The organism is Curtobacterium sp. MCPF17_051 (assembly GCF_003234595.1).
In the GTDB taxonomy this organism is placed as follows: Bacteria; Actinomycetota; Actinomycetes; order Actinomycetales; family Microbacteriaceae; genus Curtobacterium; species Curtobacterium flaccumfaciens.
Map to the genome: position 1 here is coordinate 45,561 of NZ_QKSE01000020.1, position 15,543 is coordinate 61,103.

Below are 15,543 nucleotides of genomic sequence, written 5' to 3' on the forward strand. Positions count from 1 at the left end.
ACGGCATGGGCGCACTGTGCTGACGACGAGCCGCCCTCAGCGCCGCAACGTCTCCCGCGGGTACTCCCCGAACCGGTTCGCGTACACCGACGCGAACCGCCCCATGTGCGCGAAGCCCCAGCGCCGCGCGACGTCCGCCACCGAGGTCGCCTGCGGGTCGAGGATCCGAAGTTCCTCGTGGACCCGTCCGAGCCGCACCTCGCGCAGGTACGTCATCGGCGAGCGCTCGAACGCCCGCTGGAACGACTCCTGGATCCCGCGGATGCTCAGCCCCGCGGCCTGCGCGATGTCGGCGACGGTCAGGGGCTCGTGCGCGTGCGCCTGGATGAACTCGACCGCGGCCCGGAGGCGTCCGTCGCTGCGGGTGCCGTAGCCGGCGGGGAACCGTTCGGCCTGCAGCGGGTAGATCCGGAACAGCGCACGGGCGACGTCGCGCTGCGCCTCGTGCCAGGCGAGGGACCCCTCACCCTCCTCGCGGAGGGCCCGGAGCGCCCCCGACACGGCGGTGCGCCAGAGTCCGACGGCGGCGGGGTCCGGCGCCGCGGTGGTGTCGAACGCCATGGTGCCGTCGACCAGGTGGTCCTCGGCGGCGACGTCGAGCACCAGGTCGCGGCGCAGGTGCACCAGGCGCTGGTCCCAGTCCTGGTACTCCATCTCGAACCGGCGCTCGACGGGGAACATGGTGGGGATGCCCGGCTGCATGCGGACCTCGTCCCGGCCGACGTCGACGCGGGCCTCACCGCGCTCGAGCCACTGCACGACGACCTCGCCCTCGGTGGCGACGTCACCGCGCAGGTACCCGTGCATCTGGGAACGGCGGATGCTCAGCCGTTCGTCACCGACGCCGACGTACTTGAACCAGTAGTCCTGGTCGAGGGCGCGGGAGTACCAGGACTTGCCCGCGTACATGCCAGCGAGCGAGCTGATGGCTTCGTCGGTGTCCTGGCCGGCCACGGCGACGAGCGAACGTGGTGGAGCAGGCAGGTGGGCAGGCGACTGCGACTCGGTCGTGTCGGTCATGGGAACACCTCTCTCTCCTGGAGCAGAGCGGTGTGGTCACCTCCGGGTGGTCCCCGGCCTGCCCTCTCACGCTAGGGAGCAGCGGGTGGTCCTACAACCAGGTTGCGTTCCGCGGCCTAACGGCCGGTCCAGCGAACCCAGCCGTGCACCTGCGCCGCTGCGCTCTCGAACGACGAGTGCCCGCCGGTCAACGAGTGGTCCGGGGAATCGACGGTGTACGAATCAGTGCGGGTGATGTCGCACACGACCTCGGAGTCGAGCAACCCGTTCCAGTGGTCGGCTGAGTCGCGTACCCACCGCAGTCGGTCCGGCATGAGGTTCCAATCGATTCCGTGGACCGCTGTCGTCGCGCTCCGAGTTGGACGGTAGTCCTGTCGCATGTGCGGCGCACAGAGTGGCGGCGCGGATCGTCGGTGGTGGCTGGCACGATGGTCCCGTGCCTGCTGCCCCGATGATCGACGCCGTCGACGTCATCCGCTTCGTCGGGCCGCAGACCTTCGGCCGCGCACGCGACGTCGTCCGCGCCGGCCTGGTGGACGACGCCACCTGGCACGACGACGACGGCACGGTCACCGCGGTCGTGTCCGGCACCGCCGACGACCCGTACGAACTCCGCGTCGACACCACCCCGGCACGCGGCGACTTCGTCCGCCCGGTCCGCAGCACCTGCAGTTGCCCGCTCGGCGGCGACTGCAAGCACGTCGCGGCCGCGCTCCTCACCATCAACGCCCGCGCCCTCGCCGCGAACGCCGGCCCACGCCCGGAGACGCCGGCTCCGCCGCCCTCGGACTGGAGGCACGACCTCGCCCGCCTCGCCGGTGACGACGAACGGGCGCCCACCCCGCAGGGCACCCGGATGGGACTGCAGTTCGAGTTGCGTGACGCGGTCCCCGCCAAGCTCGCCTCGCGCGCCCGTGCCGCCGGCCGCGCCCTCCCGTCGCCGTCCCGCAGCGTGCGGCTCGGGGTCCGGCCGGTGACCCGCAGCGACGCCGGCAACTGGGTGCGCGGGCAGCTGACCTGGGGCACGCTCCCCTACTCGCAGAACCGGCTCGGCGTCGGGGCCGAGCAGCACGCCTGGTTCCTGCAGCTCGCCGCCCTGCACCGTGCCGGGCAGCTCGCGGGCCTGCCGGGTGAGAGCGACTGGCTGCACCTCGACGACTTCCGGAGTCCCCTGCTCTGGCCGCTCCTGCAGCAGGCCGCGGCGCTCGACATCGCCTTCGTCACTGGCAAGCGCGAGGGCGGTGCGGTGCTCGGCACGCAGGCCCAGGTGCTGCTCGACGTCGCCCGACACGACGACGCCGTGGTGATCGGCGCGAGTGCCGTGCTCGACGGCCGGCCCGTGGTGCCCGGAGCAGCGCGGATGATCGGCGACCACGGCGTGTACGTGTTCCGCGAGAGCCCCGAGTTCACGGTGGCCGTCGCACCGACCCCGGCGCCGGTGCCCGAGGACCAGCGGCGCATGCTCGTCGAGGGCACCCGGATCACCGTGCCGACCGCCGAGGTCGACGAGTTCCTGGCCGACTGGTCGCCCCGGTTGCGCGGCGCCCTCGGCCTGGTCAGCTCCGACGGCTCGGTGGAGCTGCCCGAGCGCACCCCGCCCGAGCTCGTGCTCACCGCGACCTTCGAGCCGGCCCGGGCACCCCGCACTGACGACCGCGTGCACCTGCACTGGCGCTGGCACGTCGACGGCCGGAAGGACCCGGTGTCCCTGCACGGTCCGCTCCCCGAACTGTCCGGGCTCCGTGCCGCCGACGATCCGGCCGCGGCCGTGGAGCCGACCACGGCGACGACGCCGGACGACGACGTGACGCAGGCCGGGCCTCCCGTCCGCCCCGCCGGACCCGGTGGCGGACTGGACTGGTTCCAGGACGGCACCATCGACGGGGCCGACGTCGCGGTGTTCGCGAACGAGTTCCTGCCCGAGCTGCCGTCGCTCGGCGTCCGCACCGTCGTGCAGGGCGAGCGGCTCGACTACGAGCGGTTGAGCGGGCGGCCGCACATCCGTGTCACGACGATGCCGTCGGACAAGCACGACTGGTTCGACCTCGGCATCATCGTCAGCGTCAACGGCAAGCAGATCCCCTTCACGCCGTTGCTCACCGCGCTCGCTGGTCGGCAGCGACGGCTGAAGCTCGTCGACAACTCGTACCTGTCGCTCGCCGACCCCGCGTTCGACCGACTCAAGGAGCTCATCGACGAGGCCCGCGACCTGGACGAGTGGGAGCCCGACCAGCCGATCGCCGTCACGCCCCTGCACGCCGGGCTGTGGTCGGAGTTCGACCTGCTGGCCGACGAGACCTCGCACGACGAGCGGTGGCAGGCGATCGCTTCGGGGCTGCTCGGGGCGGCTCCCCCGGGTGACGTCCCCGTGCCGGACACCGTGCACGCCGACCTGCGGCCGTACCAGCACGCCGGGTACGCGTGGCTGTCGTTCCTGCTGACGCACGGCATCGGCGGGGTGCTCGCCGACGACATGGGCCTCGGCAAGACCCTGCAGGTGCTCGCGATGGTCGCCGCACGTCGTGCCGCGAAGCCCGACGCGCCCCCGTTCCTGGTCGTCGCACCGACCTCGGTCGTCGGCAACTGGGCCGCCGAAGCGGCCAAGTTCGTGCCGTCGCTGCGGGTCGCGACGGTGACCTCGACGTCGTTGAAGGACCCGGGGCTCGTTGCCCGGACCGCCGCTGCGTCGGACGTGGTCGTCACCTCGTACGCGCTGCTCCGGCTCGACGCCCGCGCCTGGACCGACCTGCCGTGGTCGGCGCTGGTGCTCGACGAGGCCCAGTTCGTGAAGAACCCGCAGTCCCAGACCCACCGTGTGGCCTCGGAGCTGCAGGCACCGGTGAAGTTCGCGATCACCGGCACGCCGCTCGAGAACGGACTGACCGACCTGTGGGCACTGTTCCACATCGTCGCGCCCGGGCTGCTGTCCACCTGGACCCGGTTCGGCGACGACTACGTGAAGCCCCTCGCGTCGCCCGAGCTCCGCGGCGAGGCCCGGCAGGAACTCACCGGGCGGCTGCGCCGACGGATCCGGCCGCTCATGCTCCGCCGCACCAAGGAAGCCGTCGCGGCCGACCTGCCGCCGAAGCAGGAACAGGTCGTCCGGGTCACGCTCGACCCCGCGCACCGGGAGCTGTACGAGCGCACCCTGAACCGGGAGCGCCTGAAGGTCCTCGACCTGATCGACGACCTGTCGAAGAACCGGATGATCGTGTTCCGGTCGCTGACGCTGCTGCGGATGCTCGCGCTGTCGCCGGCGCTGGTGTCGACGCCGGCGAGCGACTCGGACGGTTCCGCACCTCAGATCCCCTCCGCCAAGCTCGACCTGCTGCTCGACGAACTCGAGCAGCTCGCCGCGGAGGGCCGTCGCGCCCTGGTGTTCAGCCAGTTCACCTCGTTCCTGCGGATGGTGTCCGACGCCCTCGACGCCCGCGGCATCGGCTACGAGTACCTCGACGGATCCACTCGCAAGCGCCCGGAGGTCATCGAGCGCTTCCGGCAGGGCACGGCCCCGGCGTTCCTCATCTCGTTGAAGGCCGGCGGGTTCGGGCTCACCCTGACCGAGGCGGACACCGTGTTCGTGCTCGACCCGTGGTGGAACCCCGCCGCCGAGTCCCAGGCCGTCGACCGCACGCACCGCATCGGGCAGACCCGGTCGGTCAGCGTCCAACGGTTCATCGCCGAGGACACCATCGAGGAGAAGGTCCTCGCCTTGGCCGCGCGCAAGGCCGAGCTGTTCGCCACGATGATCGACGACGACGCCCTGTTCGCCGACGACCTGACCGCCGACGACATCCGCTCCCTGCTGACCTGATCCGCTGCGCACACCGCCGCACCACCGTTCCGCCCCGCACCACCGTTCCGCCCCGCACCACCTGGAGTCCCACCGCATGACGTCCCACCGACGCCGCAGCCGCATCATCCTGACCTCCGTCCTCGTCGTCCTGGCCCTCGCCGTCGGCGGGTACGCGCTCGATGCGTCCGGCGTCCTCGGACCGGACGCCGACGCGGCGGGCACGACCAAGGGGGGAACGACCGCGGCGGGCGGCCCCACGGCCGGGGAGACGACCACCATCGGACCGCAGCAGGCGGCGTCGGGGGCGACCGCCGCCTCCAGTCCGACCGTCAGCCGCGGAACCGACGCCGACGCGGTCCGCGCACGCACGCAGCTCGCCGACCTGCCCGTCAAGGGCAAAGCAGCCGGCACCGGCTACGACCGCACCGGCGACTTCGGCAGCGCCTGGCTCGACGTCGACCAGAACGGGTGCGACACCCGGAACGACGTCCTCGCCCGCGACCTCGCCGGCATCACCCGCGAGGGCCGCTGCAAGGTCCTCACGGGCACCCTCGTCTCGCCGTACACCGGTGCGACGGTGGACTTCGTGCGCGGCAACACGACGTCGACGCTCGTGCAGATCGACCACGTCGTCGCGCTCGAGAACGCCTGGCGCACCGGAGCCCAGCGGCTCACCGAGACCGACCGGCAGGCGCTGGCGAACGACCCGGTGAACCTGTTCGCCGTCGACGGCCGGTCCAACTCGCAGAAGGGCTCCGGCGACGCGGCGACCTGGCTCCCCGCGAACAAGGCGTTCCGCTGCACCTACATCGAGCACCAGGTCACGGTGAAGGCGAAGTACCGCCTGTGGGTGGCTCCGGCGGAGCGGGACGCGATGGTGCGGGTGCTGGACGCCTGCTGACGTCGAGCTGGCTGCCGCCGCTGGGTGTCGGCTCGGAGGCCCGGCGCACCTCCGCGCCGCGTGGCAGGCTGCGGGCATGGCTCAGCAACTCACGGTCCCACAGGCGTTCGCGCTCCTGCAGGTCGAGCCCGACGGACGCCACGCTCTCGATGGTTCGACGCTCGACACGGGTCTCGCGGGGGCGGTCCTCGCCGACCTCGCGCTGCGCGGCGCCGTCTCGCTGCAGGACGGACTCGTCGCCGTCGTGAACGGCGCCGCAACGGGTGACCCCGTGCTCGACGGCGTGGTCGGCTCCATCGCGGCGGCCGGTGCACCACGCAAGGCGAAGTGGTGGGTGAGCCGACTCGGCAAGCGCCAGCTGCGCGACGACGTGTTCGCCGGACTCGTCGAGCGCGGCGTCATCAGCGTCGAGCTGGGGAAGGTGCTCGGCCTCTTCCCCACCACGAAGCACCCGGAGCGGGACGGAGCCCCGGAGGCGCTGCTGCGATCGGGCATCGCGGACGTGCTGGCTGGCCGGGCAGGACCCACGCCGTTCTCCGCCGCGGTCATCGGCTTGCTCGACGCGACGAACACCCTGCGCAAGCAGTTCTGTGCCGTCGACAAGGACCTGGTCAAGGAGATCACCTCGGGCACCTGGGCGAGCCCGGCGGTGAAGGCGGTGCTCGAGGAGATCGAGGCCGCGACGATGGTCGTCATCATGGCGGCGACCATGGCAACGACGACCTCGATCGTCACGAGCTGAGGTCGGCAGCGTGATGGTGCGGGTGCTGGACGCCTGCTGACCCCGTCGTTAAACGACAGGTGTAGTGTAGGTATCTCGATGCAGATGCATCGATCGGACTCGCTGCCCCACCGCGGACCCCGAGCCCTTCACCGTCGAAGACCTCAGGAGGCCTCCACCATGCCCGAAACCACCACCGGCCCCACCCGCTTCGCCGACCGCGTCGTCCTCATCACCGGCGGCGGCTCCGGCCTCGGCCGCGCGACCGCTGTCCGCCTGGCCGCCGAGGGCGCTGCGCTCTCACTGGTCGACGTCTCCGAGCAGGGGCTCGAGGCGACGAAGACCGCCGTACTCGAAGCCACCCCTGACGCGCAGGTCCTGACGACCGTCGCCGACGTGTCCGACGAGGCCCAGGTCGACGCCTACGTCACCGCCACGACCGAGCGCTTCGGCCGCATCGACGGCTTCTTCAACAACGCTGGCATCGAGGGCAAGCAGAACCCGACCGAGTCGTTCACCGCCGCCGAGTTCGACCGCGTCGTGTCGATCAACCTGCGCGGCGTGTTCCTCGGGCTCGAGAAGGTGCTCAAGGTCATGCGCGAGCAGGGCTCCGGCATGGTCGTGAACACCGCGAGCGTCGGCGGCATCCGCGGCATCGGCAACCAGTCCGGGTACGCGGCCGCCAAGCACGGCGTCGTCGGCCTCACCCGCAACTCGGCTGTCGAGTACGGCCGCTACGGCATCCGCATCAACGCCATCGCCCCCGGAGCCATCTGGACGCCCATGGTCGAGAACTCGATGAAGCAGCTCGACGCGGAGAACCCGCGCAAGGCCGCCGAGGAGTTCATCCAGGTCAACCCGACCAAGCGCTACGGCGAGGCCCCCGAGATCGCCGCCGTCGTCGCCTTCCTGCTGTCCGACGACGCGTCCTACGTCAACGCGACGGTCGTCCCGATCGACGGCGGGCAGTCGGCCGCGTACTGAGACCGTCACCTCCGACGCCCGGCCCACGTCCGCGTGCGCAGGGCATCGGCCTGGAGGCGCGGCTCGGCCCCGCCGTGTCCGCCGACCGTGACAGCATGGTTGGCGTGAGTACCGATGAGACGAACGGATCAGCCTTCGGCCGAGGCGTCGACAAGGCCCCGCCGACCGCTGCTGCCGAACTCCGACGGAGGATGGCAGCCTCGCCCGCGGGCTTCCTGCGCAGCGCGGCGTGGGTCCCCTGGAAGGCGGCGGGCACTCCGGAGGCCGGCAGCGTCGCCCACGTCATGATCCGGGACAAGCCGTTCGTGCCCGTCTTCACCGACCCGGACGAACTCGCCGCCGGCCTGCCCGACGCCGAGGGACGTCCGGTGCCGATGTCCGAGCTCGTGTCCGCGCTCCCCGAAGAGTTCGGCATCGTGGTCGACCCCACGAGCGCGGCCGAGGCGAACTTCCTGCACGCGGACGTCCTCGCTCAGATGCGGGCGCAGGGTCGCGGCTCTGTCGGTGACACAAAAGAGGATTCCGCCGGCACGAACTGACATGCGCCATCCATGCCGCGCGATCGTTCGGTCGAGACGAACCCGCGTGGGACCGAAGGCCGGCTCAGCGGCCCCGCGCGTTCCCCGCTCGGAGCTGGAGCCGGTAGGCCCAACCAGCCCGCCCATGCTCCCATCACGGTCGCAACGAAACAGTAGCGAGGCCGGGCGATCGATGCCCCCTGAGAAAAAACGGCGTGGGTTCGGGAGCCTTGCCGTGCAAGCCAGCGGGCAACCAAACGGTGCAACACGAGGGCTTGTCAGTTCGCTAGTCTTGGATCAGAGGCGAGGAGAACCTAGTGGCCGGAACCGTCGAGTTCGATCTAAACCCCATCGATGACTTTGACGACGCGTACGAGGATCCAGGGACGCTGACGTCGGAAGACGTCCTTGGTGCGGTCGTCTACCCGCTGGACTGGAACGTCAGCACAATCGTCGATCAAATCGACGCCGACCCGCTAGACCCCGACTCAACGGGAATTCTGGTCACAAGCCCACCCTTCCAGAGGCGAGTAGCCTGGAACGCGGCACGTCAGAGCCTATTCATTGAGTCGCTAATCCTAGGCCTTCCTATTCCGCCACTTGTACTGGCCGAAAGCAAGTCGAATCCCGGACAGTTTTACGTCCTGGACGGCAAGCAGCGCTTGACTGCGATTAAAACATTTTTCTCGAACACCGACCCATTACGCCTTCAGGGCCTGGAACTCCTTAGCGAGCAACTGAACGGCAAAACGATCGATGATCTCAGGGGGAGCAAAGAGCTTCGCCGCCACCTCGGCAGCCTCCAGTCTCAACCTATTCGCACAGTCGTGGTGCGCAACTGGCGCAGCCCATCCCTGCTGCATTTGATTTTTTCAAGATTGAACAAGGCCGCCGTTCCACTCGCATCTCACGAACTTCGACAGTCAATATATCCTGGCCCATTCACCAACTACATCAACGAGCAAAGCGCTCTACGTACGGGCGTGAAACGCGCGCGGCGCCTACAAGAGCCGGACTTTCGCCTGAGGGACGCCGAAACACTCCTTCGATACATTGGAATACGGACCAATCGCCCGGAATACGGCGGCGATTTGAAACAATTTCTAGACCGAGTCCTCCAAGGCGGCAACAGCGCATTCTTTGAAATCCAAGACACGATTGATGTTCTGCTTGACCAACTGGACGCTTCGGTCAAAGCCGCGTTTGACATCTTCGGGGAACGCGCCTTTTTGCGATTTGACGGCAACCGAGGTAAGTACCTTCCGCGCTTCAACGCCGCCGTCTTTGACGCCATCACCTGGCATCTCACGCTTCCAGAGGTCCGGAGGGCGGCCGTTGCCCAGAAGGACCGCGTGGTCGGCGCCTTCGAAGACCTATCCCGCTCTGACCAACAATTTTCCGCCTTCCTCACAGCCACAACAAAGACCAACGAGGCCCTCAACGGCCGGATCGATAAGTGGGGAGCAGCGCTGAGTTCCGCGCTGGGCATTCAATGGGACGAGGAAGCGATCACTGCGCCTATTTTCGCGCTACCCCCGAAGGGTAAGCGCTAGAGTGCTGATTTCTTTGGGATCTGCTATCAAAGTACCGGAGCAAAGGGCTCGGCAGCTACTGTTGCTTCAACTCCGCTTAAAGCGGTTGAGGATCGCTCTCAAGATGAAGGATGTTCCGGAATCGCAGGATGACGTCGACGCAATACACGCCTACCGCGTGTTAGCACACTCGGAGGTCCAAGCCTTTCTTCAACGCATAGCTGAGAACATCCTGGACGTATCGGTCGATATGTACAAGAATCGCTCCTTAATCACTCATGCCCTTCATCATCTGTTAGTGCATGAAAGACTTATGAGCCTCAGTGACAAGAGGAAGGCAGGGGGCTACATTTACCCCGTGTACGGAGCTGGCGATCTCGCGGGCATATCACTGGGAGAGATCGAGAAAACCGAGCGCAGCCAGCGAAAACGTGTCGACCTCAATAATGGACTCAAAGCTTCCAATCTGAATATGATTCTAGGCCCTCTAGGTTATCGACCGGCGTGGTATCCTCCAGCGTTCCTCGACTTGATGAACAACTTTGGCGTCGAGCGGGGCGATGTCGCTCATGGCGCTGGGGAGGTGGGAGCCAATCAGTGGCCATCTGGCTCGGCGGAGGAACAGAGAATAAGGCAACTACTGCCCGGTCTAGAGTCAATCGATCGCTATCAAGCAAAATTACTCCTGCCAAATAGGTAATGGCAAAAAACATCGTCGATGCCTGTGATCGAGGCACGTCCTGCTTCAGCTGGAAGGCGCGTTCTACTCGATGTGAGTATCGACCCGAAGCGACCCCTTATCGACGCCGTCTTCCGGAGAAAATCACGAGCGACACGCGGGGGTGCCGTTTTGGGGTTGGACGAGCTCGATGAACCGGGACAGCAGGGACAGGCCCGCGATCGACGGGGGCAGCCCGGTCGTCAGCGCCGGCGAGTGCACGAGGTACGCCGCCCACTTCGCCCGCGAGATCGCCACGTTCAACCGGTTCGGCATGAGCAGGAAGTCGAGGCCGCGCGGGATGTCCGCCGCACTCGACGCCGCCAGGGACACGATCGACACGACGGCCTCGCGGCCCTGGAACAGGTCGACCGTGCCGACCTGGGTGCCTGTGTAGCCCGCGCGGTCGAGCTCCTGCCGGATCAGCGCCCCCTGCGCGTTGTACGGCGCCACGACGATGACGTCCTCGTCCGTCAGCGCTCGATTGTCGGAACCGTCCGTCCATGTGCGGCCGATGACCTCACCGACGAGCGCGACGACCCGGGCGGCCTCTTCAGCAGAGGACGTCGTGTTGCCCGTGTGCACGACGGGCACGGGGTGCACCCCGGCGTCGATGCCGTCGAGGTACCTGCCGGAGACCATCGAGGCCAGCTGCCCGTCGTAGGACAGGGCCGAGACGGATTCGGTCAGCGCGGGCTCCATGCGGCGAGTGCGGGCGAGGAAGTACCCGAACTCGGGCGGCAGGACGTGTTGTCCGTCGGCGAGCCAGCCGAGCGCGGACTCGTCGACGGGCTCGGGGTGCGAACCCTGCGACACCTGGGGCAGCTGCTGGGGGTCGCCGAGCAGCAGGAGCCGGGTCGCGGCGACCGACGAGGCGATGGTCGGGGCGAGGGAGAACTGTCCGGCCTCGTCCACCACGAGCAGGTCGAGGGAACGGCGTTCGATCGTCGACTCGTTCGCGAACGTCCACGCCGTGCCCCCGACGACACCGCCCGTGCCCGAGGCCTCGCACGAGGACAGGAACGCGGCGACCGCGGCGCCGTTCTTCACGGGGGTCCAGGCTGCGGCGTCGAGCTCGTCCTCGGTCGCGCCGGACTTCGGCACCTTCACGACCCGGTCCGCGGGGACGCCGGCGTTCACGACCGAGGTCAGGAAGTTCTCCGACGTCGCGTGGGACTGTCCGACGACCCCGACGCGCCAGCCGTACTCGCGGACGAGCCGGGCGACGACGTTCGAGCCGACGTAGGTCTTGCCCGTGCCGGGAGGGCCCTGGATCGCCAGGTACGACCGGTCGAGACCGAGCAGGGTCGACACGACGGCCGACACCGTGTCGTCGCCCTGCACCGGGACGATCGGGCCACGAGGGGGCACCCGGCGCAGCAGGTCGAGCGCAGGGTCGGGCAGCATCGCCGGCAACTCGTCGAGCACGGCCTGACCCCACCACGCGATCGCCTCGGGCTGGGGCTTCACGCGGGGCGGCGCCGACGGGGCGAGGGCCACGGGGAACTCGTGGTGCGGCTCGCCACCGACAGGAAGTCCCTCTTTCAGGAGCACCTCGACGGCATCGCCGTTGTCCCACACGTCCACGATCACGGCGCGCGACGACGCACCCTTCGACCCGGGGCCCGGGGAGGCGACCGATGGCGGAAGTGGGTCGTCGTAGACCAGGTGGGGTGTGCCTCCAGGCCGGAGCCGCGAACCGGGCGCGAGCGTCCCCGACAACCGGAGTTCCCGCGACTGCGAGCGGGCACGCGGCAGCGTGTCCCAGTCGCGCTCGACGGACGCACGCTCCACGACCAGGACGTCACGCGTGTCGGCCCAGTCGTCCACCGGGTTCCGCAGGCGGTCGAAGTGGTCCTGCCAGAAGGTCTTGGCCTCGCGGCGGTGGTAGTCGATCGCGGCCGCGGCGAGCGCCAACGCAGTCTGGTCGGGCGTCCGGTCGAGGGCGTCGACGTCCTCCAGCTGCGCAGCCAGGGCGACGTACACCGGATTGGGCTCGCGCTCGACGGGGATCGGTGGGACCTCGAGCTCGAGCGCCGGGTCGGCGGCGTCGGGGTCGTCGGTGCGCAGCGAACGGAGCCAGTCGCGCAGGCGCAGGGTCGAGCGGCAGTCGTAGGCGTTGTAGTCGGCGACCTGGTCGAGCATCCGCTGCCCCTCGGCGGCGTCGCCGTTCCGGAGTTCCTCGATCGCGTCGACGTAGGCGGTGATGCTGTCCGCGGCGTTCGTGACGTCGCCCTCGCGCAGGTCCGACCCCATGTACAGCGGCTCGAGCTTCTTGATGGAGTAGCTGTGGCTGCCGACGACCAGGGCCTTGCGGACGATCGGGTACAGGTCGACCAGGACGCCGGCTCGCAGCAGATCGTCGACGGCGTCCTCACCCACGCCGTGCCGGGCCGCGAGGGACAGCAGGTGCGTCCGCTCGTAGGCCGCGTAGTGGTAGATGTGCATGCCGGGGTACCGCTGGCGGCGCTCATCGATGAAGGCGAGGAAGCCTTCGAGCGCGGTGCGTTCGTCGCGGATCGTGTGTGCCCAGAACGCGGTGAACTCGGCGCGGTCGTCGACCAGGCCGAACAGGTAGTCGAGGCCCCAGTGCACGCCGTCCTCGGTGTGCAGCGGGTCGCCCTCGAAGTCGAAGAACACGTCGCCCGGGTCGGGTGCCGGGATCGCGTCGAGCGCGCGGGCGTCGAGGACCTCGAAGCGCGGCTTGACGGGTTGGTCCGGCCCGTCGGCGCCCTTCCGTCGGGCGCCTTCCGTCTCGATCTGGAGGCTCGCCTGACGCACCAGCCGATCCTGCGTCGCGCGGGACAAGCCCGGCACTGCCCGGGTGCGGACCGCCAGGTCGTCGATCGTCCGCACCTCGTGCTTGATCAGCTTCGCGCGCTGGTCCAGGCGCATGCCCGCGACGAGGACGAGGTCGCGGTGTTCGGCGACCTGGGTTGAGCAGACGTCGCATCGGCCACACGAGGAGTAGCGCGGGTCACCCCACTGCAGTGACTCGTCGGCGGCCATGCGCTCGGCGATGACCCGCTGCAGTTCGGCGCGCTGCGTGCGGTACACCGGCGCGATGTCGGCGAGGTCGTGCGTGGTCGTCGTCCGGTCGCCGAGCACCAGGTGCACCTGCTGACCGGTCGGGATGCCGTGCGCCTGCATCTGCTCGGCGTACGCGGCGAGCTGCAGCAGGGCGCTGATCTTGGCGTGGCGGGCGAGCTTGGTGTCGTAGACCTCGTACTCGCCTCGGTCGTTGCGGATGATGAAGTCCGCGAAGCCGATGAACCCGGGGGCGTCGGCCGTCGGAGCTGCGTGGAACGTCGGCTGGTACAGCACGTCGGCGCCGTCGGCGAAGGCCTGGCGCGCTTCGGCGGCGGCGCGTGCGTAGTCCGGCGGGGCGGGGCGGTCGAACTCGACGACGTCGCGGGTCTGCTTGAGGATGTCGAGGTAGTCGAGCTCGTGCTGGTCCCCCAGTCGGGCGGTGCGCTCGAGCATGTCGTCGTGCACGTCCGGCAGGGCTTCCCCGCGACCGAGCTTGGCGTCGAGCCGGCGGAGGAACGCCCACTCGCAGGTCGACCACGTGCTCAGGTCACTCGGGCTGAGCAGCACATGCCCGTCGACGCCGATCTGCATGCGCTCCCCCTTGCTCTCCGGTGCGCTGAAAGCCTAGGGGCGAGCGCCGACACCGGTTGCTCGGGCTGTCAGGTGCCGACCGGCACGAACCGCGGCCCGTCGTACCCGTCGCGGGTGACGTGTGCAGTGAAGTCGGCGAGTGAACGCACCCAGTGTCCGCGATCGCCGTAGAGCGCCTGGTACACGACCACCGGCTCCTCGGTCTCCACGTCACGGGCGACGAGGACGACCTCGTAGTCGTTGCCCTTGAAGTGCCGGTACCGCCCGGGTGTCACGTCGAAGCTCACGCCCCGATGCTAGGGCGGCGGCCCGTGCACTCCCTACACTCACCCCATGACGGAGCACGCACGCACCGAGCACGCCCGCACGGACCGCGGACTCGACCGCCTGGTGAACTTCTCCGACGCCACCGTCGCGATCGCCATCACGCTGTTGATCCTGCCGCTGGTCGACATCGCCAGCGAGATGACCTCGGGCGAGAGCGCCGGCGACCTGCTCCGCCAGCACTGGCCCGCGCTACTCGAGTTCCTCATCACCTTCTGGTTGATCTCGCGCTTCTGGATCCTCCACCACCAGGTGTTCGAGCACGTCCGGTCCTACAACCCGCGGATCATGCAGCTGAACTTCGTCTGGCTCATCAGCATCGTGTTCCTGCCGTTCGCCGCCAACCTGCTCAACAGCGGCGAGAACGACGACCGTGTGGCCCACGCGCTCTACCTCGGCAGCATGGTCGTGACGAGCCTGGCGCTCACCACCATCGAACTCGTGCTCCGACGGAACCCCGAGTTGCTCGCCACCCCGCTGGGCGACTCGGCGCGCGGGCTCATCGCCGCCGGACTGCTGTCGGCCGCGCTGGTCTTGTCGGTGGTGTTCCCGAGCATCGGCCTGCTCTGGGCGCTGCTGTTGCTGTTGCAGGGCGCCGTCGCCCGGCTGCTCCGACGCGTCTGAGCGCGGCGCGTTCCGTTCGCCGGCGTGCGGGACGCACGCCGACATCCACGCGGGACGGGTACCGCGCCGCCAAGCCGTGGCCCGTTGCCTTGAAAAGTATGCCTATTCAAGCGAAGCAGAGGTCGGTCCAGCGACAGCGGATGAGACCCGAACCAAGACCGGAGCCCCAGGACCAAAGACCGAAGACCAAGACCCAAGACCCACGACCCAAGACCCAAGACCCAAGACCAAAGACCAAAGACCAAAGACCAAAGACCAAAGACCAAAGGCCCGAGGCCCACTGCCCGCGGCCCACTGCCCACGGCCCACGGCCCACGGCCGACGAACCGCCCCGACACCTGCCCCCGTCACGTTCGGTCACGTTGGCCCGGAACGCTGCCGAACCACGTACCGTCACGGCATGACCGCCATCCTGGCCGTCGCCGTGCTCGTGGGAGTCCTCGCACTCGCCACGGCGCTCGGTCTGCTCCTGCGCGCGAAGACCGGCCGCGCACGGACCACGACGGCACCGGGCGACGCCGGGACGGTCGCCGACCTCGCCCCGCCGACAGCCTTCGGCACGCGTGCCACCCTCGTCCAGTTCTCCACTCCGACCTGCGCCCGCTGCCCCGCGACGGCCCGGCACCTGGACTCCGTCGCCGCCCGACACGACGGCGTCACCCGGCTGGAGATCGACCTCGCCGAGCACCCCGGACTGGCGAGCCGCTTCAGCGTCCTGCAGACCCCCACGGTCCTGCTCGTCGACGGTTCCCGGACCGTTCGCACCCGCTTCGGAGGCCCACCC

The 15,543-nt window shown here is 69.0% G+C and carries 13 protein-coding genes; 9 read left to right on the top strand and 4 right to left on the bottom strand.

Annotation, left to right across the window (positions count from 1 at the left end; all coding sequences use genetic code 11):
• Positions 1–36 precede the first annotated feature (36 nt).
• Complete coding sequence (locus DEJ35_RS14900) at positions 37–1,020, bottom strand: helix-turn-helix domain-containing protein (RefSeq protein ID WP_111193047.1); 984 nt, start codon at positions 1,018–1,020, stop codon at positions 37–39.
• Positions 1,021–1,136: 116 nt separating this feature from the next.
• On the bottom strand, positions 1,137–1,334 hold the full coding sequence (locus DEJ35_RS14905) for a hypothetical protein (RefSeq protein WP_110862532.1): 198 nt from the start codon (positions 1,332–1,334) through the stop codon (positions 1,137–1,139).
• Positions 1,335–1,456: 122 nt separating this feature from the next.
• Here DEJ35_RS14905 and DEJ35_RS14910 point away from each other — a divergent pair, with 122 nt between their 5' ends.
• The 7 genes from DEJ35_RS14910 (at position 1,457) to DEJ35_RS17080 (ending at position 10,172) form a co-directional block, all read left to right on the top strand.
• On the top strand, positions 1,457–4,834 hold the full coding sequence (locus DEJ35_RS14910; RefSeq protein ID WP_146244812.1) for a DEAD/DEAH box helicase: 3,378 nt from the start codon (positions 1,457–1,459) through the stop codon (positions 4,832–4,834).
• A gap of 76 nt (positions 4,835–4,910) precedes the next feature.
• Entirely contained in the window at positions 4,911–5,717 is an 807-nt protein-coding gene (locus DEJ35_RS14915) for an HNH endonuclease family protein (RefSeq protein WP_258378501.1), read from the top strand.
• Between the two features lie 76 nt (positions 5,718–5,793).
• Positions 5,794–6,459, top strand: a complete 666-nt coding sequence (locus tag DEJ35_RS14920) for a GPP34 family phosphoprotein (protein WP_111193050.1) — start codon at positions 5,794–5,796, stop codon at positions 6,457–6,459.
• A gap of 159 nt (positions 6,460–6,618) precedes the next feature.
• Positions 6,619–7,422: an SDR family oxidoreductase gene (locus DEJ35_RS14925; protein WP_111193051.1), complete on the top strand. Its 804-nt coding sequence runs from the start codon at positions 6,619–6,621 to the stop codon at positions 7,420–7,422.
• 104 nt (positions 7,423–7,526) lie between these two features.
• Entirely contained in the window at positions 7,527–7,961 is a 435-nt protein-coding gene (locus DEJ35_RS14930; protein ID WP_181435597.1) for an SseB family protein, read from the top strand.
• Between the two features lie 296 nt (positions 7,962–8,257).
• A complete protein-coding gene (locus tag DEJ35_RS14935; protein ID WP_181435598.1) occupies positions 8,258–9,493 on the top strand; it encodes a DUF262 domain-containing protein in 1,236 nt (411 codons plus the stop codon).
• A 103-nt stretch (positions 9,494–9,596) separates the two neighbouring features.
• Positions 9,597–10,172 carry a hypothetical protein gene (locus DEJ35_RS17080; RefSeq protein WP_146244814.1) on the top strand — a complete coding sequence of 192 codons (576 nt, stop codon included), beginning with the start codon at positions 9,597–9,599 and terminating at the stop codon, positions 10,170–10,172.
• 123 nt (positions 10,173–10,295) lie between these two features.
• Here DEJ35_RS17080 and DEJ35_RS14940 read toward each other — a convergent pair whose 3' ends face one another.
• Both DEJ35_RS14940 and DEJ35_RS14945 read right to left on the bottom strand, forming a co-directional pair.
• Complete coding sequence (locus DEJ35_RS14940) at positions 10,296–13,811, bottom strand: TM0106 family RecB-like putative nuclease (RefSeq protein ID WP_111193054.1); 3,516 nt, start codon at positions 13,809–13,811, stop codon at positions 10,296–10,298.
• A 68-nt stretch (positions 13,812–13,879) separates the two neighbouring features.
• The gene (locus DEJ35_RS14945; protein WP_258370352.1) at positions 13,880–14,098 is read right to left on the bottom strand and encodes a DUF1653 domain-containing protein; all 219 of its coding nucleotides are present in this window, start codon (positions 14,096–14,098) and stop codon (positions 13,880–13,882) included.
• A gap of 46 nt (positions 14,099–14,144) precedes the next feature.
• On the opposite strand from DEJ35_RS14945, the gene DEJ35_RS14950 reads away from it, so the two are divergent.
• Positions 14,145–14,759, top strand: coding sequence for a TMEM175 family protein (locus DEJ35_RS14950; protein WP_110862523.1), 615 nt, complete (start codon positions 14,145–14,147; stop codon positions 14,757–14,759).
• A 400-nt stretch (positions 14,760–15,159) separates the two neighbouring features.
• Positions 15,160–15,543, top strand: a 384-nt coding sequence (locus tag DEJ35_RS14960) for a thioredoxin family protein (RefSeq protein WP_111193056.1), incomplete at its 3' end; no start/stop codon positions are given.